We start from the raw sequence: 23,121 nt of genomic DNA, 5'->3' as shown, positions 1-23,121 counted from the left end.
TTCCCCCGTCCGCTGACGCGGCCATTCCTCGCGCGCCAAAGTTCAGCCTGACAACCGGTCCGGGCGGTCACGGTCTCCCGTTTGCATCGAAAACGAAGGAGAACCGATATGACCAAGTACTACACCGTCACCACCCCCGACACCGGCAAGGATGGCAAGACCCGCTTCCACAAGGTGGGTGTCGCCTTCCCGCAGAACGAAGGTGCCAAGTCCTTCATGACCATCCAGCTCTTCGCAACCCCCGTGAATGGCGAGCTCGTCCTCTTCGAGCCTAAGCCCGACAGCGACGATGTCCAGGTCACCGAGTGACCCGGCCGGGGAGGGGCCTCGTGCCCTCCCGCCAAACCTCTCCGACATCTCATACGAAGGACAGACACAATGGAACTTCTGCCTCAACCCATCCTCGACCAACTGGCCGCCAATGGCCGCGCCAACCAGACGCGCATCGAAGCCGGTGAAGACACCATCGACCATCACCCAGTCGCCAAGCTCTTCACACCTGACGGCGGCGCCACCTGGCTTCTCAGCGAAACTGATCCAGAGGATCCCGACATCGCCTTCGGTCTCTGTGACCTCGGCCTTGGTTATCCGGAACTTGGCTCAGTTCGGCTCAGCGTTCTCAAGGCGCATCTTGGCCGCCTCGGGCTACCGATCGAGCGCGACCTTCACTTCAAAGCCAGCGCGCCACTCAGCACCTATGCCGAGCGCGCTCGTGAAGCTGGAGGTATCATCGCATGAGCACCAATATCCGACCTGAACACATCAGCGCCTTTGCGGCGCTGACTTCCGGAGAGCACGACAGTTTCGCGCTGTTCTCCTGCTTCCTCGACGGTGAACCAGCCGTGGCAATTGTCGCGGTGATGCCGCCCAGAAGCGACGAAGACGAGTACCAGATCACACCGCTCATTGTGGGTATCACGGAGAACATGGTTCTGACGGATCATGAAGGTACTGCCGCCTGACGGTCGCGCGCCGCATAGCATCCAGAAGAAGAGGCTGCCCATTTCTGGGCGGCCTTTTTCTGTTTCGTTCATGATCCCACGCGAACAAAGCTGAACGAAATTTTGGGCGGGGCCCAGACGAAAAAGAAGGCCTCATTGTTCCCCGACTGGTGTCGGTTTGAAGTGCATTGAATAGTCGTGCCTCTCTGCACTCTGTTGGTCGAGGTGTGCCAGAAACGGCAGGCAAAAAGATACACCAATCAATACGATATATTGTGCAAAATGATGTATTGATGTATAAGTGAAGTAGAAAAGGAAGACGTTGGCAGGATATGGCCAATGTTTGCACATTTTGTCCGAGGGGTCTGACCCGTGCCGAGGCCAGCGAAAAACCTGAAGCTTGAGCAGCGCATTGAAGTGGCGCGGCGCTTTGCGGCCGGCGAAAGCGCCAAAGACTTGGCGGCGGCGTTTGGCATCTCTCCGCGCCATGTGAACCGGCTCGCGAAAGAAGAGGCGGGCGAGGGGATTGCGGTGCGTGACCCGAGCGAGACGGTGGCCTTCCGGGCCAGCCGATCCGAGCTCGATGCCTTCGATTTGGAGTGGCGCGCGCGGGGCTATGCCAACCGATCGCAGGCGCTGAATGCGGTGCTGCGCGGACGATGCGGGTTCCTCGATGTGCCGCGTGATCTGGTCGCGGAGTTCTGTGCCGCGTGGCGTCAGGCGAAGGATGTGAGCGACGCCGGACTGGTGCTTGCCAAGGCGGTCCATCGTGGTCGGCTCGAGGTCTCTGAGGCGGACCGCGCGGTGCTGATCGAGCTGCTCGATCTGGCGCAGTCCATGAGCCGTGAGATGGGCCGGATGAAGGATGCGGCGCAGGTGCTGCGTCATCAGGAGTGGCCGCAAAAGGAAGAAGGGCAGGGGGCGGACGGCGCGGTTCTGGAGGATGACTCGCGCGAGACCGTGACAGGTTTGAGGCTCATCAGAATTGGCTGATCCGCTCGCCCTCTACGCCTCGGTCATGGGGCGGCTCTGGGAGGATGAGCGCATCCGGGGGCAGGCCGCGGCGCGGATCGACGCGCGGTTGGCGGGGCGTCGGCAGGGTCGGAGTTTCGCGCGCGTTGGCTCCATGTCGGCGCGCAACGCGCTGAAGGCGGCCTCGGGCCAGAGCCGGGCGGCGGTCTTCAAACGGATCCGGGCAGGGGGCTGCAAGACGCGTGCTTCGCTCGGAGCGCAGATCTCCTACATCAACGACAAGGCGGTCTACACCTACTCGACGATGACCAATGCGCTGACCGATGCGGCGGTCCTGACGGATGAGCAGAAGGAAGACATCATCGAGGACTGGGCCGGGACCTGGCGCGGCTCGACCAAACTCGGCTTCACCTCGCACATGCTGCTCTCCTTCCCGACCGACGTGACGGTCGACCAGGTGCGCGACATCGCGATGGACTGGACGGAGCATTTCTTCGAGAGCGGCGAATACGGCGACCAATGGGACTATGTGCTCGCGGTCCATGACGACCGGGCGCACAAGCACGCCCATATCATCCTGAACAATCGCGGTGTCGAAAACGGCACCTGGTTCTCTTGCTGGGCCGAGGGCGTGATGTCGCCGCAGCTGATGCGCGAGAAGCAGGCTGAAATCGCGGAACGCTATGGCGTGATGCTTGACGCCACCACCCGGCTCGAGCGTGGCATCTTCGAAAAGCCCGCCGGGATCGAGGAAATCTACCGCGCCAAGGAAGAGGCCCGCCTGCCGCGCGAGATCGTCATGACGGCCCAGGAATCCGCCATCGCGCTGGCGCAGGTGGTGGGCTTCGCCAAGGACTACAAGAACCTCGCCGACCTGCTGGACCGGATGGACCAGCGTCACATGGCACGTGCCGTACGCGGCATGGCGGACGGGCTTGGCTCGGGCACGCCGTGGAACTTCACCGAAGGAGAGATAGACATGAAGGACATCAAGACCGTCGGTGACGCGATCGACTATTCCGAGCGCACGATCGAGGCGCTCAGGCTCAAGGCCGAAGAACTGGACCCGGCCGAGCGCGCCGCGTTCGAGGCTAAGGCCGCGCCGATCATCGCGGATCTTTCGCAGATGGTGCCCGACCCGGAACTGCGCGCGCGTTTCGGCAAGCAGCTTGAAGAGCCCTATCCGCCGGGGGCGGGCAGCGAGGTGCTGATCGCGGCACTTCGGTCCGGCAATGACGAGGGGCTGCGCGACGTGCTCGAGCGCGCCGAGGAAGCAGGCATGGACAGCGAGGAGCTGGTGGCCCGGATCGCTGCGGGCGGCACGCGGAACTACGGCATGGCGCAGGACTGGGTCGAGCGGGACATGAACGCTGTGTTGGCGAAGGATGGCCTCACCGTGGAGACCGCCACTGACGACCAGCTCGATGCCGCGCTGGAGAAGGTCGACGAGGTCATGGACGCGCTGGTGGAACGGGCGAAGGAGAAGGGCGTAGAGATCGGCCGAACCCTCGCGGACGAGGAAGAGGCGACGCTGCCGCTCATCGACGAGGATGACCGGACACCCAATCCCTACCTGCAGGACCTCGCCGACATGCTGCGTGACGGCAAACTCACCGAGGAGCAGGAAGAGGTGGTCGAGCGGACCCTGCAATCCGAGCTCTTCAAGGAACTGGGTGAAGAAGGTTTGGCCGAGCTGCGCCGCGGCAACTACGAGGTGCTGGATGCGGCCCTGCCGAGCAAGCTCGACCAGATCACCGTCACGCAGGAGTTCCTCGAAATGACCTTCGAAGAAACCGGCGATCAGGTCTTCACCGACCGCGCCGCCGGTTTGCAGCAGGATAAGGCAACTGAAGTGGCGCGGCTGCGCGGCCAGCAGGAGGCGCAGGAAATGGGGCGCGACCTTCGCCGTGACCGCGGACTCGACGACGAGATGGAATTCTGAGGGGGATGACCACCATGACCAAGACACTTCCCCTTTGGGCTGCGCTCCTCTTCGGCGTGATCTGCGGTGCCGTCATCGGCACCATCGTCGCCGCATTCTACCTGACGCTGGCCCTGAAAACCGGGTTTCAGAGCTTCGACATGTTGGCGCTCTGGAAGGCGAGCGCCGGCACCCGCGCGGCGCACCCAGAGGCCTTCAAGGTGGGGTTTGGCGCTGTCGGCTTCGGGGCCATCGGGCTTGGCGCCCTGGCGCTGGCCTGGACCTGGGAGAAGGAGCGAGACGACTACGGCTCGGCCCATTGGCAGACCAAGGCGGAGCTGAAGAAGAACGACATGTTGCAGGCGCCGGGCAAGGGCTTCGTCTGCGGCAAGCTTGGCGCACCGACCTCCAAGGCCGAGTTCATCTCCTCGACCACCATCCCGCATGTGATGATGGTCGCGCCCACCCGGGCCGGTAAGGGTGTGGGCTTCGTGATCCCGAACCTCCTGAGTTTCGCGGGCTCGGTCGTGGTGCTGGACGTGAAGGGCGAGAACTTCGAGAAGACCGCACGGCTCCGGGCGCTCAACGGCGACGAGGTCTATCGCTTCAGCCCCTTCGACTGGGCCAATGCCACGCATCGCTACAACCCGCTCGCGCGGATCGCGAAGGCCCCGACCTTCGCGCAGCGCTTCACCGAGGTCTCGATCCTCGCCGACCTCTTCCTCGACAAGGACAACAAGACGCTCGACACATTCTCTGAGGCGGGCAAGTCGATCTTTGTCGCGGCATGTCTGCTGGCGATCCAGCGCGGCACGCCGAACCTTGGCGAGGTGAACAAGATCGTCGCCGGGGGTGAATACAAGAACGCGCAGTACAAGACCTATGCTGACGAGGCCGAGGAAGACATCTTGCGCGAGCTCTGGACCAACGCCGCCTCGGCCTCGTCGCGGCTTCTGACCTCGAATATCCAGGCGCTGATGACGGCCGGTCTCAAGCAATGGGACAACCCGGCGGTGCGCTCGGCCACCGAAGCGAGCGACTTCGATTTCTCGACCTTCCGCAAGACCCCGCAGTCGCTCTACATCGCCGTCTCCGAAGATCACATAGCGACCCTGGCGCCGCTCCTGCGCCTGATGTTTGCTGACCTCATTGCGTCGATCCGGCTGAACGAGCCCGGCCCGGACGAGCCCTGGCCCGTCATGATGATGATTGACGAATTCCAGCAGATGGGGGCGATGCCCTATCTCGAACGCGCGATCCATTCTCTGGCGAGCTATGGCGGCCGCGTCGCGATGATCGCGCAGTCACTGGCTTCGCTCGACCGGATCTACGGCCCGGAAGGTCGTGAGAGCCTCGAGAACGGGGCGGGGCTCAAGCTCTACATCACCCCGCGTGACCAGCGCACTGTAAAGGAGGTTTCCGCCGCGGTCGGCAGCACCACCCGCGAGGCGGTCACCCGGATGTATGGCCGCAACAAGGGCTTCCTCGGCGCGACCTCGACCTCGGCGCGGTTCGAAGAGCGGCCGCTGCTTTCCGAGACCGAAGCGCGCCTGATGGACCCCGACGAGGTGATCATCCTCGCCTCGCCCCAGCATCCGATCAAGGCGAGCCGGATCAAGTATTACGACGATCCGTTCTTCAAGGACATGCTCGCCCGCCAGGAGGGCAAGCCGTTCCCCTATCCGCCGAGTGTGCAGGGCGTGGGGCCTTGGGGTAGCGACGGTGATGATGAGGCCGGCGCAGACGAGCAGGCGAAACCAGCCGAACGCGCGCCAGTCCGGGACCGCTCGGAGCGCCGCGAAGCACGCGCAATGAGCGTGATGGCGATGGAGGCCGGGCGTGGACAGCCTGAGCCCGAGACGCTCGAGCGGGAAGCGGCTGTGCCGAAGGAATGGGAGGCGGCGCTCGACCGGCAGGAGGATTTTATTGAGGAGTTGTTGGGTGGGTGAAGCTGGTGGAGGCGTAGAACTGATAGAGCGGACCTTTACGATCAGCGCGGCGAAGGTCGTGAGAGAGCCCAAATTACCTGATGCTGCGACGTTAATAAACGGGCAAAAACGAAACCAAAGCTGTCATTGCCAATCAAGCAATTTTGGAGTTGGGAGGTCTCCTATTACTGCGACTTTGGCGGGATTGGAGGCTGCGGCGTTGAGCAGTTGTCGATTCGAAAAACCATTATGTCTGCGTACATCTGCTCGTGGGCGCCGGTGCGGCCCGCGCGATCGAGAGTATCGGGTAAGACAGCTGACTCCAATCTTGGAGAAACACGCTCCGTCACACGAATCTGTTCAGGTAGTTCTCCAAAACCTCCTGCTTTCCTGATCGCGGTTCCGGATTGGTATTCGCGTCCAGCACGCGCCGCGAAATCTCCTCCAAGTCACTGTCCAGCATCGCCTGAGCCTGTGGTTCGCGCCAGCCTGCATAGCGCTCGGACAGCGCATCCTCCAACCCACGGTCTTCAAGCATCGCCGCGGCCGCCTTCAGGCCGCGCGCACAAATGTCCATCGCGCCGACATGGGCGGCGATCAAGTCGCCGGGGTCCAACGACTGGCGTCGCAGCCTTGCATCGAAATTCGTTCCACCGGTTTCGAAGCCACCTGCCCGCAGGATGTGGTAGTAGGCCAACGCCACTTCCGGCACGTTGTTCGGGAATTGATCGGTGTCCCAACCCGATTGATAGTCGTTACGGTTCATATCGATTGAGCCAAACATTCCTTCGGCTGCCGCAACGGCTACTTCGTGTTCGAAAGAATGTCCCGCCAGGATTGCGTGGCCTTGTTCGAGGTTCAGCTTCACCTCGCCTTCCAAGCCATATTTGCGAAGGAAGCCGATACAGGTAGCAGCATCATAGTCGTATTGGTGCTTGGAAGGTTCCTGAGGTTTGGGCTCGACCAGGATTGTGCCTTTGAAACCAATCTTGTGCTTGTAGTCAACGACCATGTTCAAGAAACGGCCCAGGTGGTCCAGTTCCTGTTTGAGATCGGTGTTCAAAAGGGTTTCATATCCTTCACGACCTCCCCAGAGAACGTAATTTTCTCCGCCAAGTTTTTGGGTCGCATCAATGCAGCTTTTGACTGTGGCTGCTGCAAAGGCAAAAACGTCCGGATCGGGGTTGGTGGCCGCACCGGCCATCCAGCGACGGTGACTGAACATGTTCGCCGTGCCCCAAAGGCATTTGACCCCTGTAGCTGCTTGCTTGTCGGCCATGTAATCTGTGATTTCATTCAAGGTCGCCAGATTATCCGCAAAATTACCGGTCTCGGGTCGAATATCGGCGTCGTGCCAGCAATAGAAAGGCACACCCAGGATCTGAAACATCTCAAAGGCAACATCGGCCTTCGTCCTGGCATTCTCCATGCTGTCCTGCGGATACCAGGGCCGTTCAAAGGTCTGACCGCCAAATGGATCGCCGCCCTCCCAGGCGAAGGAATGCCACCAAGCGACGGCGAAGCGCAAATGATCTTCCATTCGCTTCCCCATCACGACCTCATCGGGATTGTAGTGACGGAATGCCATTGGATTGGTGCTGTCAGCACCTTCGAACGTGACTTGCGTGATGCCGTCGAAAAAACCTGTACTCATTGGATTGCCTTGATGTTGGGATATCTAGCGCGGAACTTGCCATAGGCCTCGTCAAAGGCCTCCACGAGTGCCGCATCGGGTTTGATGGTTTGCCCAATCTTGGGAGGTGTCATCACGGATTCAGGGTCGGCCCCTGCCGCCGCGCAAAAGCCAAGTCGCGCCGCACCGAGAGCCGCGCCAAACTCGCCCGCTGCGGGTAGATTCAGTGGCTTGTTCAGGACTGTTGCCAACAGCTTGACCCAATAGGACGATTGCGAGCCGCCGCCTATGGCGAGCATATGGTCAAGTTTCGCGCCGGTGTCTTTCAGCGCATCGGCGCTATCGCGTAGACCGAATGCAACCCCTTCCATGACCGACCGGGTCAGGTCCGCGATCTCAGTGTCGATGCCAAGTCCTGTAAACGCCCCGCGAATATCGGCATCATTATGGGGTGTGCGCTCACCAGACAAATAGGGCAGAAATCCCTCGCGAGACGGGGCCTGCAAGACCTCACCCAATGCTGCGGAGAGATCGGCAGGTCTCTTACCCGTGATCCTGGACAGCCAGTTGATCCCGTCGGTCGCCGATAACATCACCCCCATTTGATACCAACGCTCGGGCACCGCATGGCAAAATGTGTGCACCGCACTGACCGGATCAGGGGCATACCTGTCGCGGGCGGCCAGGACAACGCCTGAGGTGCCAAGCGACACAAATCCCTGCCCTTGAGTCAGTATGCCGGTTCCACAGGCGGCTGCGGCATTGTCACCTGCACCACCAGCCAAAGCAACGTCGGGTCCCAGCCCCCACTCTCTTGCTAATTCAGGACGCAATGTCCCGGCACGTGCGCTGCCTTCGACAAGCCGCGGCATTTGGTCGATGCGCATATGGCTGGCGGACAGAAGCTCTGGCGACCAGGCCCGGGCTCTGACGTCCAACCAACTGGTTCCAGCGCTATCGGACATATCTGCCACAAATTCCCCTGTCAGATACCAATTCAGGTATGCTGCGGGCAGCAAAACCTTGGCGACACGGGCGAATTTCTCGGGTTCATGTCGTTTGACCCAGACCAGTTTTGGCGCGGTGAACCCTGGGAAAACAATGTTGCCGGACTTCTCGCGGAATGCCGGAATTCGATCCAACTCCGCTGCCTCGGCATGGCTTCGTGTATCATTCCACAAAATACAGGGACGGATCACTTGATCGTTCGAATCAAGCAACGTGGCGCCGTGCATATGGCCTGCGACGCCAATACCTGTGATCTGCCTGAATGCGGAATAGCGCTCGCTTAGGTTTTGAACGCAGGTTTCAAGAGCCTGCACCCAATGCTTGGGATCTTGTTCGGACCATCCGAGTTGCGGGTGCGAGGCTTCATAGTGAGATTCTGCCGCCCCGATGACATCTCCGTCTTCCCTGAGCAATAGGGCGCGCAATCCGGACGTGCCCAAATCTATGCCAAGAAAGGTTGGCGCGACTACCAATTCAAACACTCCCGAACAGTCACCTGCATTTATCTGTTCCGGTCGAATAGCTTTTCCGCCCGAGGTATCTCGCCAATACTGCGCTCTGATCAGTTTGTATCGCCCTGGCACCAAGGTGGATTAGCTCACCCCAAACGGCATCGGGCGACGCGAGCGCACAGCTGTCCGAATATTCCAGCGGGTGCATCGGATCCAACGTGTTGATCCAAGTATGCCGGTTTTGTTGTCTCAAGACCTTGTTGAGTTCTACGAACTCTTTGCCGTCTTGAAACTGAACCTCAACAATTTGCGAGTCGAGAAATTCGGCGGCGTTGGTTATCCGACGCACAAGTTCGCCCCGTTTGGCATCCAGAATGACTGGCATGAAATGCACTTTTCCGAACCAAGCGGCAGTTTTCAAATCTGCGCCATTCGTATCGGGATCGACACTCATCTTTACAAGAACGTGATCCTCCATGCCCGTTTGGAGTACGAGGTCACAAACCGCGTCGAGGTCTGATTTGTGCTTGGTATCGATGTTTAGCAGCACCTTGCCACGCGCGGCCTCAAAAAGGCCCGCCAAGGTTGGCAACTCGTACTCGGAGATCGGTGCGGCATTGCCGCCGTCCTTGGCCTTAAGGAGGACCTGATCACTGTGTTCGACTCTCAGGCTCTTTACAGGACCCGAAGCACCTGTTGTTCGATCAAGATGGTCGTCATGGATCGCCAAAAGTGTCCCGTCGCCTGCGGATTGCGCATCAATCTCAATCATGTCGGCGCCCAGTTCCGCGGCGGACAACATGGCTTCAATCGAGTTTTCCGGGTACTCTGACCAGTCACCGCGATGCGACACGACCCAGGGGTGTGAAGACAGATCGGAGATGGCTGAGGAAAGGGAGACACCTTTTGCCTTCAGCATACGTAAGCTTTCTAGAGACACGTTCAAATTGTTCTCACCTAGTGAGAAAGTGAAGAGTTATTGGACGAGGGGAAATTTTCACCTCCCCCCGTCCGGGGAGGTACTCGTACCAAACAGTCACCGCTGGAAAACGTTCTCAATCACAGCCGGCACAACAGCATCGGCTGGCAATGCCCCCCCGCTCCAGTTCGTCGAGTTTGCGCGCTCTGCATTGGAAATCAGAGCGAAGCTATCATCGGAATTGGAGTTTGACGGCGCTGAGCCAAACGTCTTGTTTAACTCGGTCTGCGTTTCTGCCGATGTCAGCCAAGAAATGAAGACGAGCGCGGCCGCTGGATGAGGTGCATTTTTGGGAATCGCGACAACATTGCCGCCTCCGTTCATTCCCCATTCCGGTAAGTAGACTTTGATGTGACCGCCCATTTCTCCCGATTGGATCAGGCCCGCGATCCCGTCTTCCCAAACCGGGACCATCAAGAATTCACCAGAATTAATCCGTGCGTAGCTGTCGTTGTTGCTGGTTGTCAGGACATATTCGTCTTCGTGGTCAACAAACCAGTCGAAAACAGGCGCGAGGTCGAGAGATTCCGGCGCTTCAGCGTCACCTGTCAACCCAAGGATGTTGCGGGCGACGTTATTGATGAATGAAGGGCCTGAGCCGCCGTTTTCAAAGTTGAAGCCAAGTTGTTGAGGATTTGCCGCCATCCAGGTCTCTAGTTCCGCTACGGTCTGGGGCAAGTCTTCAAGGTTCACTCGATTGGAATCATAACCCATACCAGTCTGGTTGCCCCAAAACTTGATGGCATAGCCACCCCAGTCGCCGCCTTGAGCTTTATCGGTTACTGCATTCGCTTCCGGCAGCAATGACAGGATCGGGCCGATAAAGAAATCGGATGGCGAAATCGCTTTGGTCTTGTCACCACTAATCGACAGCACATCGACCGCACCGGTCTCACGACCGGCTTCGGCCATGACTTTGTTGAGGCCCGCGTCTCCGCCGTCTAGGTCCGGCAAATTGACCTTGATGCCATACTGTTCCTCGAAGGCAGGGACAACGTTTCGAAATCGATCCTCAAAGTACCATTGGAACCATGTGACTTCTCCTTCTTCTTTGGCCTGAGCGACGATGCCGTCCCAGGACATTGAGGTTAAATCGGCGGCCATCGCCGAACCGGTCAGTGTTGTGCCGGCCAATATGCTCAGCATGAGTTTACGCAACATTATTTCCTCCTGTTGGTTGATCGTTCGTATTGCATCAGCCTTTGCCGGATACGCTGGCGGGGTTGGCTGATTGAAGAAGCCGCTCCAGGACGAGCATCAGAATGACATTCGGAACGACAAGAATGAGGGCGACCACCGCGGCATTTGTCCGGACAAATTCGAAACCGAGGTAGGAAAACAATATTGTCGGGATTGTTGTAAAATCCGGAACGCCGACGATGAACGCGATTGCGAATTCTTCGATTGAAAGGACAAATACGATCAGAAATGCCGCAAATATCCCCGGCTTAAGGACCGGGAAATAGGCGGCACGGAACACTTCGAATGGTGACGCCCCAAGATCGCGTGCGGCATTGACCACATCGTCCTGGACTTGCGAAAACGATACCGAGAGAATGCGCACCGCGTAGGGCATATACAGAACAATGTGACCAAGTAGGACGGCAGGATATTTTTCAAAAATACCCAGTGACAAAAGGAGCGACGCGAAAAACACAGCGGTCACAAAGCCCGGCAATACCAACGGTATCAGAATGACAACCTGGGCAATTGCTTTGCCGCGGAATTCCTCTCTGCCGAACGCGTAGGCCGTCGGGGCAGCCAGCAATAGAGTGCAGATGCCTGCAACCGGTGCGAGCGTGTAGGAATTCAGCATCGCGGTTGGGAGCGACGTCGTTTCCCAGACCACCCGCCAGCGCTCGAAAGACAGTTTAGGAGGCAGAATATCCGGATAACTCCACGGATGTCCGGGATCGACCATTGACCACATGACGGCCATTGCGAATGGGATCGCCAGCCAAAAGAATAGTGCAAAGGATACTGCAATCGCTAGAATCGTGCTGATATGGCGACGTTTCATCGTACATTCTCCGTGAATTTCGTCATCAGCTGAACGAATCCAGCAAGTGCGACCGCTCCAACCAAGGACAAGCCCATCAGCGTGACGCCCACGACCGCCGCCCCATTCCAGTCCGAATAATTGCTTCCCTGAAGTTGAGTCATGAGCGTGGCCATGGAATTTTTCCGAGCAGGTCCGGCGATGGCTTGGAAGCTGAAGTCGCCCGCAGCGCCAATAAAGATCAGGACAAGAGCTGCCTGCATTGCCTTCATCGTTAGTGGCAATACAACACGCCGGAACCGCGCCAAGGTGCCTGCGCCTAGATCCTGCGCCGCGTGAAGGACCGAATCCGGTATGGATTGGATCGATCCCAACAAAAGGAGGAATGCCAATGGAAGTTGTTTCCAGACTTGCAGGCCGATAATGGCGTAGCCGTTTTCGTCATTTTGCATACGCACCGGCTTGTCCCAGAGGCCAATCCAGATCATGAATTCATTGACGAACCCGTGGAAGGATATGACGTTGATCAGGAGAAATGCTGCCACAAGGCCGGGCACGAAATACGGCGCTTTGATCATCGCGGAAAGGATCGTGGATCCGAAGAACGGGCGCCTTAGCCAAAGTGCCAGCGGATATGCCAAAGCCACAGATAATAACGCGGAGGTCGTGGCGATATAGCCGGACCAGCGCAGCGCACTCCAATAGCGACGGTTATCGAACATTTCCTGCCAGTGCGCGAGGCTCAGGATGTCTTCGCCACCGAAATTGTACAACCCGAATGACTGCGCAACGGCGCGATAAATCACCATGCTCATCATCACAACGACAAGGCCGAGGCCCGGCGTGAGCAAGAGGACGATCCTGAGATACCTAGGCATCGACATGTCCCTCATCCGCCAGTACCACGACGTTCTCGGGATCAAGCCCAAATGAGACTTCGTCACCTACGTCGAACTCATGTGACCCGGGTACTTGCAGGCGCACGGTCTGGTCGCCGGCACTCACAAAAAGATCGAGATGTCCGCCCTGAAAGGCGCTCGCGGTAACAGCACCCTGCAAATCACCTCCGAGCCTCACGACTTCCGGGCGCCAGCACACCGTTTTGTTGAGGGCGTCGGCACCCCGAACGCCGAGAGGTCCAAAGGGTGTTGCCATTGCGCCGTCTTTGATCTTGCCGACGTGAAGATTTGCCGCGCCGATGAAGTCTGCGACAAATGAAGTCCGGGGCCTGAAATAGATCTCACGTGGCGCACCGGACTGTTCGACGACACCTTTGTTCAGGAGAAAGACTTCGTCCGACATAGCTAGGGCTTCCGCCTGGTCATGCGTTACGTAGACAGCTGTGAAGCCGACCTCACGTTGGAGTGCACGGATTTCGGTGCGGACCTGGTCTCTGAGCTTTGCGTCAAGATTGGACAGAGGTTCGTCGAATAAGACGATCCCGGGCGCGACGGCGAGTGCGCGTGCCAAGGCAACACGCTGTTGCTGGCCGCCCGATAATGCGTTCGGGAGTTTCTCTGCATGAATGTCTAGGCCCATTTGATCGAGCAGCTTCGACACGCGCTGCACAATCTCATTTTTCGGAACCTTTTTCTGACGCGGACCGAAAGCAACGTTCTCGCGTACGCTTAGGTGTGGAAACAACGCATAGGACTGAAAACACATCGCCGTATCACGTGCTTCCGGTCGCGTGTCGGATATGTCCATACCATCCATGCGCACGGTCCCGCTGGTTGGCTTCAAAAAGCCCGCAATCACATTGAGCAAGGTGGTCTTGCCACATCCGGACGGACCTAGAAGCGTAACAAAGGCGCCGTCGTCGACCGTCAGATTGACGCTTCGCAGCGCTTCAAAGCTGCCAAATCGAACGCCTACGTTCTCAATTTCGAGCCCCATTCGCTTCCTCCCATCAGAGCAACTTTCTCGCCGCTCAAGTTTTACACTTTGTGTGTATTGTTGTATCACACTTATTATGTAATATTCGTGACGCCAAGGAAAAATTTGCGCCCCGCTCCGGAAAAGTATCGGGACGTCGGGTGAGCACCTAAAGAACACCTTGCAAAACAGAGGGTTAACAGTTTGGCCGCATTGAGTAACAACCAAAGAATGATCCTGGATCTGGTTCTCCGCAATCAGCCGATTACGCGGTCTGAATTAACAGAGCGTACGAATCTTACCCAGCAATCGGTTCATAGAATCGTTTCTCAACTGGACGCTTCTGGCCTATTGACGATCAAACCTGCCCCTGCCAGCGGACCGGGCAAACCAAGCCCATTTGTTGATCTAAACAGCTCGGCCGTTCACAGCCTCGGTCTTTTAGTAAACACTGATTCCGTCGTCCTTTCACTTGTCGATCTGACTTGCTCACCTGTTGGCGAACGTCGGATGGCACTCGATCTGTCATCTCGCAAAGACGCACTGGTTCGAATTGGATTGGAGGTCGACAGGTTTCTGTCGGACCATGGAATCAAAAAGAAGAACCTGTGTGGTATCGGCTTCACGATACCGGGATATTTTACGGACAGACACCGTACCTTTAATGCACCTGCCCCACTCCGTGACTGGTCATTGATCGATATTTCCACTGAGTTAACTGAGCACTTCGGCCTGGAAGCCTATGTCGAAAACAGCGCAACAGCTGGTGCGATAGGTGAGAGCCTGAACGGTGTGGGGCGCAATCTGGATAGTTTTGCCTATCTCGGATTCGATTATGGCTTTGGCGGTGGGATCGTTATCAACGGTACGCCTTTGACCGGCATGAACGGGAATGCGGGCGAGCTATCGAACATCTATACGACACCTGAGGAACATTCCAACCGCCCAGCTCTTCGTAGTCTTTTGGAACGAATCCGTGAGGGGGGTATCCCAATCGCAGGCATTGAGGATCTTCGGCAGAACTTTGATCCTGCCTGGCCCGGGGTCGACGATTGGATCGACGCAGTCACGCCACAGCTGAATCGCGTCGTCATAGCGATCCACGGCTTTCTGGATCCCGAAGCTATTGTATTCGGTGGACAAATACCGACGGCTCTGGCGCAGATGCTGATAGAACGGGTCGAGTTCCCGACGGAGCACCGCTACGATGCGCCTTGGCCTCACCCAAAATTGCTACTCGGCAAGACCACCGGCGAGCCCGCCGCGACTGGCGCCGCACTTAAACCTCTCAAAGAAAACTTCTTCCTGTAGGGAATGTCATGTTGAACAGTTCACAACTGGCTGCGCGTAGCGCGAGCGTTGAAAACGTAATTCGTAAAGCTGGAAAAAAGGCCCTCGATCGATTCCATGCCCGAGACTTCGAAACCGAGACCAAAGGCGCGCAGGATTTCGTTTCCGCGGTTGACCGAGAAACAGAAGCGCTGATCCGAAATTGCTTGGAGGCGACATATCCGGATACGACATTCATGGGCGAAGAAACCGGCGGGAGCATCGACGGTCGCACCTGGGTGATTGATCCAATTGACGGGACTTCAAACTATGTGCGCGGAGTTCCATTCTGGTGCCTCTCCATCGCATTGATTGAAGACGGCAAAGCGATCCTCGGAAGCATTTACGATCCTTGCAACGACGAGATGTTTTCGGCGTGGCACGGCGGCGGATGCCACCTCAACGGCAAGCCTGTTGAGGTCAGTGACACAATGAGTGCAGACCGTGCTGTCCTGGGTGTCAGCTTTAGTTTCAAATCCTCGGCCGAACGCCACCACTCGGTATTGAAGGCCCTGATGGATCACAAGGCGCTCTACCGTTTTTGCGGCGCCGGGGCGCTAACCCTCGCACATTGCGCAGTCGGCAGGCTCGACGGTTTCTGGGAAGATCACATTATGCCATGGGACGTTGCCGCGGGCATCGTTCTGGCCACCGAGGCGGGTGCCCATGTCTCCGACTATGCATCCAACGATGGATGGCGTCTTGGAAACGAGATCCTGGTCAGCACTCCCAGCATGACCGAGTTTTTTGTCAGGGCAACAGGCGTTTCGCTGGCCGCGACGCAACCCTCGGTTGCCTAGATGTCGTGGCGGTCTTGGACACAAGCATACCGAAGCCTCGGGCCCGCGTGAAGTAAGGCTGCACCGTTTGCCAGACCGAAAACTAACTTTTGGAAACGCGGAGCTGCGCACAGCGCAAAGAAAGAATTGAGATCTTGGCGATAGTAAGTTTCACCATTCACTTAATGAGCGGCGCGATATTACTGCTCTTTGCCGTCCGGTTTTTACGGGTCGGGGTGGAGCGTCTCTGGAGTGCCCAAATCAGAGCGATGTTGGGAAACAGCACGGCGCTGCCTGTCTCGCTTGCCAAAGGCGCAGCCCTCGGCTTTGTCATGCAAGGTGCAACGGTTGTCTTGCTCATGGTCAGTGGATTGACCGGAAGCGGGACAATCCCAGCCGCAACCGCAGTGTTACTCGCCATGGGGGCAGATTTTGGATCTGCGGTAGCCGTTCAGTTTCTGACGCTCCCAGTGTCCGCGCTTGGACCTCTCGCACTCCTTGGTGGCGGATGGGCATATCTAAACGCCAGACAAGCAAAGGCCCGACACCTCGGACGCGTATTCCTGGGCCTGGGACTGATCTTTCTTTCTCTGAATGTCATCCGCGACGCCGTGGAGCCTCTGAAATCAATGGCGGGCGCTCCATCCCTGTTAGCTTTCATCAATAGTGACCCTGTAAGCGCGGCAATTTTCGGTATCGCTCTGACGCTGCTGATGCATTCAAGTCTCGCCGCCATTCTAACCGCGTTGTCATTTGCCGCTCTTGGGGTGATCGAACCGTTGGCTGGACTGGGATTTGTTTTCGGCTGTAATGCTGGGAGCGCAGTGTTGGGAGCCTGGCTTCTCAGACGAGACACAGGACCTGGACTGGATATTGCTCGCTCGGTCGCTTTGCTCAGATGTGCGCTTGCCGCGATTGCGGTGGCTGGCTTGCTTGCCGGCCAGACCCACGTACTGGATGCCCTGAAATGGCCTGCCAGCGCGGTAATGTTGGCCGGGCATTTGGTGTTCAATTTCCTGTTTCTATTTCTTGCTCCCATTTCGCAACGTCTAGCAATCTGGTTTGGGTCGCTGTCAGACGATGGCCGCCGCACCGAAAGATTTGAACTCCCACACAACGAAACAGATCCAGACGTGATCATTGCCACCATGAAATCTCATGCCGGACAGATGCTCGACATCCTGAAAAAGATGCTGGACGAATTGGAGTGTCCCAATCCAAACACCGAAGAAGTTGGAGCTTGTGAGAAGCGTATGAACCAGGCTCTATCGGACCTTCGGGAGGGCTACTCCGATTTGCCTGATCTTCCAGAAACTCCCACCTCTCAAGTCCATGTTCTTCTTGATTTTGCCATTCGTGTGGAGAGCTGCGGCGATATTTGTTCCGGCAAATTGCTGAACATCCAAGAGGAGAGATTGCGTGGCGAGTACAAGTTCTCCAATGATGGCCAACACGAAATCGACGAGATGTTTGCGGGTCTACGCAAGGCAATTTTGCTGTCGCAAACCGTACTTTGGACACGGAGACTCGAGGATGCGAGGGCGTTGGTGCAACACAAAGCTGCTATATCCACATTGGAAGAGGAAAGCCGGAGAAGTCACCTCGATCGGGTTGGGCGAGCAAACCTGACCAGCCTGAGTTCCAGCAATCAGCATCTGGAAATGATCTCGGGCCTCAAGACGGCAAACAGCAAACTCGCGACAATCGGCTATGCTGTTCTCGATGAGCATGGTGCACTCAAGAAAACGCGAATGAAAAGTAAACCGAAATCGGGCACGAATTGAGGTGAGCGTTCCTTCCGTGGAAGGGCACACTTGGACTAATATGGTCCCTACTGTGGCTCCTCGGTTCTGGCCACTGCCTGTTTCAACATTTTCTAGCTGCTCATACAATGGCGATAAGTAGCTGTTAAGCGGTCGTTGACGACAAGTACAGCGAAGGCGCGCACTGTTCGCATGGTGACCCTTGAGACCTGGCGCAGCGAATGACTGGACTCGGGCCCGCACCCTGTCGAAAAACTCTGTCAATTCGGCAGATAGAACTCGGTAATCCCCCGTTTCCCCTCGACCCGCCCCAGCTGGACGATCACATCGATGGATTTCCGGATGTATTCCCGCACCTCGGCGAAGGTCAGCGGTGTGCCAGCCTGCAGAACCATGATCGCCAGCCGGTCAATGGCGAGTTCCGCGGTTTCGGCGTGGATGGTGGAAACCGACCCGCCATGGCCGGTGTTGATAGCTTCGAGATAGGTCAGGGCTTCGGCGCCGCGCAGCTCGCCGACGATAATCCGGTCGGGGCGCATGCGGAGGGAGGCCTGGAGGAGGGCGTTGGCGCTGCGTTGTGAACCGGCACCGCGGTCGGCAAGGAGGGCGACGGTGTTGGGTTGGCCGGGGAAGAGCTCGAAGGCGTCCTCGATAGTGATCAGCCGTTCGTGCTCGCTCACATGCGTTAGGAGGTGTCGGGCGAAAGTGGTCTTGCCGGTCGAGGTGCCGCCGCTGATCAGGACGTTGAGCCGCGCTTCGACAAGGGTCTGCAGTGCAGCTTCGAGGTTCTCTTCGGCGAGTGTGGCGATGTTTTTCATCTTCTCGGCGCGGAGCGCGTCGAGCGAGACGGCTTTGCCGAAGAGATAGGCAGGAGCGTAATCCCGGACGCTGCCGGAGGCGAAAAGGCGGATGGTGATCGAGGCCCCGCGATCGATGGCGGGCGGCACTGCGACCTGGACCCGGAGAGGACGGCCTGCATATTCCACCTTGCCGGAGACGAGGGGGTTCTTTTCAGAGACGCGGGCCTTGGCATCGCCAACGATGGTCTGGGCCATGTTGAGGGCGGTGGTGCGATCCACGGTCTGGCCTTCGTGGCGCATGGTGGCGTCGCCTGCCACTTCGAGCCAGACCTTGCCGTCCGGATTGATCGCGATCTCGACCACGTCATCGCGTCTCAGAAGGTCGCGGAACGGGTCGAGATAGCGCTCAAGGTATGAGGCTGGTGACGCCTGCTCCATCAGTAAATCACCACATCCCGGTCCACGAGCACGGTGACTGAGGCGCCCTGATCGACATAGATCGTGGGTGCGATCGACACCTGGTCGGCAATGACCGATCCGACCGCATCCTGCAGGTCGCTGCCGACATCGCCCAGAACGATGCTTGTGGTTTCTTTGTTGGCGCTTTCGGCCGCTACGGCCGGTGCCGCCCCAATCACGGAGATCAGCGCCGCCCCGCCGAAGCGCTCGGCGAATTTGGTGTCGACCAAACCGGTGAGGCCCGAGCGGCCAAGCTGATCCCCACCCACGGCGGCGATTTCCATCGAGGTGCCGTCCGGGGTCAGGACGCGGGTCCAGAGGATCAGGATGCGCTTCTGGTGCATTTCGATGCCGGAGCGGTATTGGCCAAAAAGGCGGGAGCCCCGGGGGATCAGGATCCGGTCCCCGGAAAACGCTGGCACCGGCTCGGAGACGACCGCGACGACTGAGCCCGGCAAGTCGCTGTTGATGGCGGTCTGGAGCGCGGCCTGGATGACGGACCCTTGGGTCAGGGTGCGTTCGGGATGGGTGAGGCGGGCGGCCTCCTGCACCTCGAGCGGCCGCGCGCTTTGCAGGAACTGCTCGTTTCCTGACAGGACCGGACCCCCGGTGCCAGGGGCCGCCGGATCAGCGACTGCCGCGCCACTTTGGCCACCACGCGGACCGTCGGCATAGACTACCGCGGGGGATTTGATCTGCGCGGTCAGAAGCTCCTCGGCGACCCGCTCGGCCTCGCGCTGGCGCTGTTCCTCTTCCTGCCGGCGGCGTTCTTCGAGAAGACGCTGGTCAGCGATCAGCCCTTCGCGGTCGAGCTCGGCCTCGAGCCCCTCGCGCTGCGCTCGTTCGGCATCGAGCATGGCCTGAAGCCCTTCGATGCGGGTCTCGGTCTGGCGCTGCAGGTTAGCCAATTCGGTTTCCTTGGCGGCGAGCGTCGCTTCAAGCGCCGCCTTCTGTTCGTCGAAGGCCTCGCGCAGGTCCGCAACGGCAGACTGGATTTCTGAATTGCGCGCGGCCTGGCTGGCGGCAAGGGCCTCGCGGAGCTTGGCGATCTCGGCCAGCACCTCGGCGCTCGGCTCGGGGGCCGGGGCCGCGGGCACATCAAGCGCCTCCTCGACGGCGATCAGCGCGTCATTGACCCGCTGCTCTGTCTCGTCGGGTGGAAACTCCAGCCGCCCGCCGGTACCGGGGCGGCGGTCCTGGAAGGTCTCGACATCGGAGGTCTCGAGTGCGCTGTCGCCTTCCTGCAGACCAGTGGCCAGGAAATACGCGACCCCGGCGCCGCCAAGGGCGAGGGCAGCGGCGAGGGCGCCGACCCCGAGGCTGTTGCTCCGGCGTTTGGATTTGCCGCGCTGGCTGAATTGATCGAGGCGGTTTTGAAGGTCAGGAGGGGTTTGATCGGCCATGGTCAGTTGCTCACGTAGATCGCGCTTTCGTCGCGCCAGGCGCAGATCGCCGCGTCGCCGATGCGCAGCGTCCAGTAGGTGTTGACCCCGAGGACCCGGACGGTGTTGCCTTGTTGGGTCCAGTTGACGGTGCGCTCACGGCCCTGGTCATCGGCCTTGAAGAGGGCGGGCTGGCGGACGTTCTCCGGAAACACGAAATAGGTATAGCGCCCGTCGTCGTAGATATGGCTGGGGCGGAAATCACCTTCGCCCGAGACGCGGTAGTTGTAGTTGCGCGGGGCCTCGAAACCCTTCGGCTGGGTGGCACCCGCCGCGCGACGTTCCTCGTCGGGGTAGCGGAAGCGCACCTCGAAGAACATACCAGTGCGGTTCGGGATCGAGCCCTCGCGCAGGTGGAAGGAATAGGTGCGGCGGTTGGTGATCACCGTCATGTTGGTGGAGGCATTGGCCACATGTGGTTTGATGGTCAGCACGTTGCCAAGTTCGGGGATCGGGTCGACCTGGAAGCTCTCGGTGTCGCCGACGATCACCGCCTCGAAACTCTCCCCGGCCCCGAAATGGATCGTGGTCGAATGCCGCAAGTCAGTTTCGATCCGGTAGACCTGGTTTTCATTGTAGACGGCGGTGCGGATGCGGATATCGAGCGGGCCACCTTGTGGCGTGGCCTCGGCGAGTGCGGCAACAGGAAGGGCAAGCGCTAGGAGAAGTGTGGTGCGGAGCGCGGGCAGGGATTTCATCTTGGTCAGTTCTCCAGGGTCTCGGCGTCGACGCGGTAGGAGGTCACCACGAAGCCCAAGGGGTTGGCCCAGACGTCCTGAAGGCGCTGGCGGGTTTCGGGTTGGAAGTCGTAGCCGACAGTGGCGACGTAAGACCGGGTGACGGTGCGCGTGTCGCGCGGCCGGCGCAGCGTGCGGGTGAAGCGGACCTGGGCCACGCCGTGCTCGATCTGGTTCACGGACTTGATCACCACCTCGATCTTGGCGTCACGCCCATAGACCGTGATCGGGTAGTCCTCATTCGTGGAAGACCAGAGATCGCGCAACGTGCGGGCGGCATCGCCGTCCGAACGATCGAGCACGGAGTTGATGCGTTGCTCGCCATCGGTCAGGTCATAGGTTTCTCGATCATCCACATAGGCTACGAGATTGGCCTGGATGATGGCATCGCTTTCCGAGAGCGTCAGAGCCTGCACGGCGGCGACGCGATCCATCTCGCCGGTCTCCTTGTCGACCACGACCACGAAGGTCTCGATCGTCTTGAGGGGAAAGAGACTCGCGCCCGCGACCATGCCGGCCATGCCGACGAGCACACCTGCCGCCGCGACGAACCACGCAAATCGTTCGCGCCGCCTTGGCCCATAGATGAAATCCGCTTCAAACGCGTCGCGGTCAGGCGCAGGAGAACTGGACACAAGCTTCTTCAAAGTCGTCGTCTTTCACATCAGGGTTTGCGGAAGGCCTTGGCGGCGAAGAGAAGCGCGCCGGGGCTTTGCCGGATCAGCTCGCCGGTCTTCACCACGCCCGCATTGGCCATCTGGTTCAGCTCGTGCGGAGACTTGCCGGTGACGAGACGCGAGGTCGCGCCAGTGCCGTACTCCCGCGTGTTCACAAAACCCTGACGTGCGAGGCCGGTCAGACCCACGGCATTCGAGGCAATGCCGACGACGCCGGTGAGGTTGGACGCAATATAGGGGACTGAGGCCATGATCCCGGCGCTGAGAATGAGGATCACGAGGAAGGGCAGGATGAGGCTCACGGTCTCGACATCGCCCGGATCGGCGGAGGCGTCCCCGATGGCTTCGGCGATCGCCACGATGATGCCCGCGGCGCCTGCGGCCGCGACCGGCATGAGCGCGTAGCCGACGGTGGCGCGGGTCCAGGCCTCGAAAAGAGACTGGGTCGGCTTGAACAGCGAGGTCACGATCATGAAGGGGGCGATGACGATCATCAGCGCGAAGACGATGCGTGCGAAGGCAATGATCCCGGCGGTGACGGCGGCGAAAACGGCGGAAAGGACAAAGAAGATCGCGCCCAGGACCGCGCCGAAGACCCAGCCCGCGCGGTCGCCGATCGTGTCGCCATAGGCGGTGATGCGCGCGACCATGTTGTCGAGGCTCTCATAGACCCCGGCCTCGTCGCCAGTGTCAGTCAGGTCGAGAATGGCTGCGCCGATGCTGTCTGGCACTTCGGTGACGATGCGGTAGATCACCTGGAAATTGTCCCAGCTTTGGGCGAAAATCGAAATCAGCAACAGTTTGACGCCGAAGGCAAACGCGCTGCCAAACGTCATTGGCCGAAGCTGCATGACGACACTTGTTCCCAAGAGGATCAGAAGCAGAATGCTGCCGGCACTGATCACATTTCCGACGGCTGCGGCCGCGTCGAGAAATCCGTCTTGGGCAACGGTGTCGACGGCACTGTCCACTTCGGAAAGGATGTCGCGAATTATGCCCATTATTTGATGCAGGCCTTGTCGTGTTCTGCCAGCATTTCGTCGGCAAGCAGGCGCAGTTCTGAGACATCGAAGGGACGGCGAGCGTCATCCGACAGCATGAAATCAGCAGAGCGCTCGACCACCTCCTGCCATGTAATTTGCGTTAGATAGCACTCGCAGGAATGCGACTCCTGCCATTTCTCAGCGGCCATTATTCTCAGGATCGCGCGGTAGCCGTTGCGGAGATAGGCGGTCTCGGCCAGATCGATGGGCGGTTTCGGGACACGGCATGCGTCGGCCTCGTCCCGCGCGATGGCCATCGAGCTGAAGGGCGTGTCACCGGAGGGCTGTGTGGTTGGAGTTTGGGCCAACGCAACACTTGGTGGGGCGGCCACGACAAGCGCGGCGAGACCAAGAGATAGAACCGGTGCCAAGCTGCGGGTCATG

Annotated in this window: 22 protein-coding genes; 9 read left to right on the top strand and 13 right to left on the bottom strand. The window is 59.1% G+C overall.

The features are described 5' to 3' along the window. The first annotated feature begins 108 nt into the window (after positions 1-108). The 6 genes from PGB28_RS19465 to PGB28_RS19440 all read left to right on the top strand — a co-directional run bounded on the left by PGB28_RS19465 (position 109) and on the right by PGB28_RS19440 (position 5,783). Complete coding sequence (locus PGB28_RS19465) at positions 109-309, top strand: hypothetical protein (RefSeq protein ID WP_271423201.1); 201 nt, start codon at positions 109-111, stop codon at positions 307-309. 69 nt (positions 310-378) lie between these two features. After that, the gene (locus PGB28_RS19460) at positions 379-738 is read left to right on the top strand and encodes a DUF2958 domain-containing protein (RefSeq protein WP_271423200.1); all 360 of its coding nucleotides are present in this window, start codon (positions 379-381) and stop codon (positions 736-738) included. After that, the gene (locus PGB28_RS19455; RefSeq protein ID WP_271423199.1) at positions 735-962 is read left to right on the top strand and encodes a hypothetical protein; all 228 of its coding nucleotides are present in this window, start codon (positions 735-737) and stop codon (positions 960-962) included. The genes PGB28_RS19460 and PGB28_RS19455 overlap by 4 nt, the downstream gene beginning before the upstream one ends. Before the next feature lie 351 nt (positions 963-1,313). Next, entirely contained in the window at positions 1,314-1,934 is a 621-nt protein-coding gene (locus PGB28_RS19450; RefSeq protein ID WP_271423198.1) for a helix-turn-helix domain-containing protein, read from the top strand. Then, on the top strand, positions 1,927-3,855 hold the full coding sequence (locus PGB28_RS19445; protein ID WP_271423197.1) for a relaxase/mobilization nuclease domain-containing protein: 1,929 nt from the start codon (positions 1,927-1,929) through the stop codon (positions 3,853-3,855). The genes PGB28_RS19450 and PGB28_RS19445 overlap by 8 nt, the downstream gene beginning before the upstream one ends. Positions 3,856-3,869: 14 nt before the next feature. Then, the gene (locus PGB28_RS19440; protein ID WP_271423196.1) at positions 3,870-5,783 is read left to right on the top strand and encodes a type IV secretory system conjugative DNA transfer family protein; all 1,914 of its coding nucleotides are present in this window, start codon (positions 3,870-3,872) and stop codon (positions 5,781-5,783) included. 325 nt (positions 5,784-6,108) lie between these two features. Here the strand turns inward: PGB28_RS19440 and xylA are convergent, their stop codons facing one another. The 7 genes from xylA to PGB28_RS19405 form a co-directional block, all read right to left on the bottom strand. Continuing rightward, on the bottom strand, positions 6,109-7,416 hold the full coding sequence (gene xylA, locus PGB28_RS19435) for a xylose isomerase (RefSeq protein ID WP_271423195.1): 1,308 nt from the start codon (positions 7,414-7,416) through the stop codon (positions 6,109-6,111). After that, positions 7,413-8,885, bottom strand: coding sequence for a xylulokinase (gene xylB, locus PGB28_RS19430; RefSeq protein ID WP_271423194.1), 1,473 nt, complete (start codon positions 8,883-8,885; stop codon positions 7,413-7,415). Before xylB ends, xylA begins: the two co-directional genes overlap by 4 nt. A gap of 10 nt (positions 8,886-8,895) precedes the next feature. Next, a complete protein-coding gene (locus PGB28_RS19425; protein WP_271423193.1) occupies positions 8,896-9,774 on the bottom strand; it encodes a glycerophosphodiester phosphodiesterase family protein in 879 nt (292 codons plus the stop codon). 117 nt (positions 9,775-9,891) lie between these two features. Beyond that, positions 9,892-10,995, bottom strand: coding sequence for an extracellular solute-binding protein (locus PGB28_RS19420; RefSeq protein WP_271423192.1), 1,104 nt, complete (start codon positions 10,993-10,995; stop codon positions 9,892-9,894). 34 nt (positions 10,996-11,029) lie between these two features. Further along, on the bottom strand, positions 11,030-11,854 hold the full coding sequence (locus PGB28_RS19415) for an ABC transporter permease (protein ID WP_271423191.1): 825 nt from the start codon (positions 11,852-11,854) through the stop codon (positions 11,030-11,032). Next, a complete protein-coding gene (locus PGB28_RS19410; RefSeq protein ID WP_271423190.1) occupies positions 11,851-12,684 on the bottom strand; it encodes an ABC transporter permease in 834 nt (277 codons plus the stop codon). Before PGB28_RS19410 ends, PGB28_RS19415 begins: the two co-directional genes overlap by 4 nt. A gap of 19 nt (positions 12,685-12,703) precedes the next feature. Further along, positions 12,704-13,729, bottom strand: coding sequence for an ABC transporter ATP-binding protein (locus PGB28_RS19405; RefSeq protein WP_271423189.1), 1,026 nt, complete (start codon positions 13,727-13,729; stop codon positions 12,704-12,706). Between the two features lie 183 nt (positions 13,730-13,912). Here PGB28_RS19405 and PGB28_RS19400 point away from each other — a divergent pair, with 183 nt between their 5' ends. The 3 genes from PGB28_RS19400 (at position 13,913) to PGB28_RS19390 (ending at position 17,600) form a co-directional block, all read left to right on the top strand. Beyond that, positions 13,913-15,019: an ROK family transcriptional regulator gene (locus PGB28_RS19400; protein ID WP_333908248.1), complete on the top strand. Its 1,107-nt coding sequence runs from the start codon at positions 13,913-13,915 to the stop codon at positions 15,017-15,019. 8 nt (positions 15,020-15,027) lie between these two features. Then, entirely contained in the window at positions 15,028-15,837 is an 810-nt protein-coding gene (locus tag PGB28_RS19395; protein ID WP_271423188.1) for an inositol monophosphatase family protein, read from the top strand. Positions 15,838-16,001: 164 nt separating this feature from the next. Next, complete coding sequence (locus PGB28_RS19390; RefSeq protein ID WP_271423187.1) at positions 16,002-17,600, top strand: Na/Pi cotransporter family protein; 1,599 nt, start codon at positions 16,002-16,004, stop codon at positions 17,598-17,600. A gap of 239 nt (positions 17,601-17,839) precedes the next feature. Here the strand turns inward: PGB28_RS19390 and virB11 are convergent, their stop codons facing one another. The 6 genes from virB11 to PGB28_RS19360 are packed head-to-tail and all read right to left on the bottom strand — an operon-like array spanning position 17,840 to position 23,120. Beyond that, the gene (virB11, locus tag PGB28_RS19385) at positions 17,840-18,817 is read right to left on the bottom strand and encodes a P-type DNA transfer ATPase VirB11 (RefSeq protein WP_271423186.1); all 978 of its coding nucleotides are present in this window, start codon (positions 18,815-18,817) and stop codon (positions 17,840-17,842) included. Then, positions 18,817-20,241, bottom strand: coding sequence for a TrbI/VirB10 family protein (locus tag PGB28_RS19380; RefSeq protein WP_271423185.1), 1,425 nt, complete (start codon positions 20,239-20,241; stop codon positions 18,817-18,819). Before PGB28_RS19380 ends, virB11 begins: the two co-directional genes overlap by 1 nt. Positions 20,242-20,243: 2 nt before the next feature. Further along, positions 20,244-20,978 carry a TrbG/VirB9 family P-type conjugative transfer protein gene (locus PGB28_RS19375; protein WP_271423184.1) on the bottom strand — a complete coding sequence of 245 codons (735 nt, stop codon included), beginning with the start codon at positions 20,976-20,978 and terminating at the stop codon, positions 20,244-20,246. A gap of 5 nt (positions 20,979-20,983) precedes the next feature. After that, positions 20,984-21,664, bottom strand: a complete 681-nt coding sequence (locus tag PGB28_RS19370) for a virB8 family protein (RefSeq protein WP_271423183.1) — start codon at positions 21,662-21,664, stop codon at positions 20,984-20,986. Between the two features lie 17 nt (positions 21,665-21,681). Beyond that, on the bottom strand, positions 21,682-22,695 hold the full coding sequence (locus PGB28_RS19365; protein WP_271423182.1) for a type IV secretion system protein: 1,014 nt from the start codon (positions 22,693-22,695) through the stop codon (positions 21,682-21,684). Further along, positions 22,695-23,120 carry a hypothetical protein gene (locus PGB28_RS19360; protein ID WP_271423181.1) on the bottom strand — a complete coding sequence of 142 codons (426 nt, stop codon included), beginning with the start codon at positions 23,118-23,120 and terminating at the stop codon, positions 22,695-22,697. The genes PGB28_RS19365 and PGB28_RS19360 overlap by 1 nt, the downstream gene beginning before the upstream one ends. Between the last annotated feature and the right edge of the window lies 1 nt (position 23,121).

Source organism: Primorskyibacter aestuariivivens, assembly GCF_028023675.1.
GTDB classification, from domain to species: domain Bacteria; phylum Pseudomonadota; class Alphaproteobacteria; order Rhodobacterales; family Rhodobacteraceae; genus Marinovum; species Marinovum aestuariivivens.
Note: the sequence above shows the minus strand (reverse complement) of the source record. Positions and strands in the feature narration are given on the sequence as shown.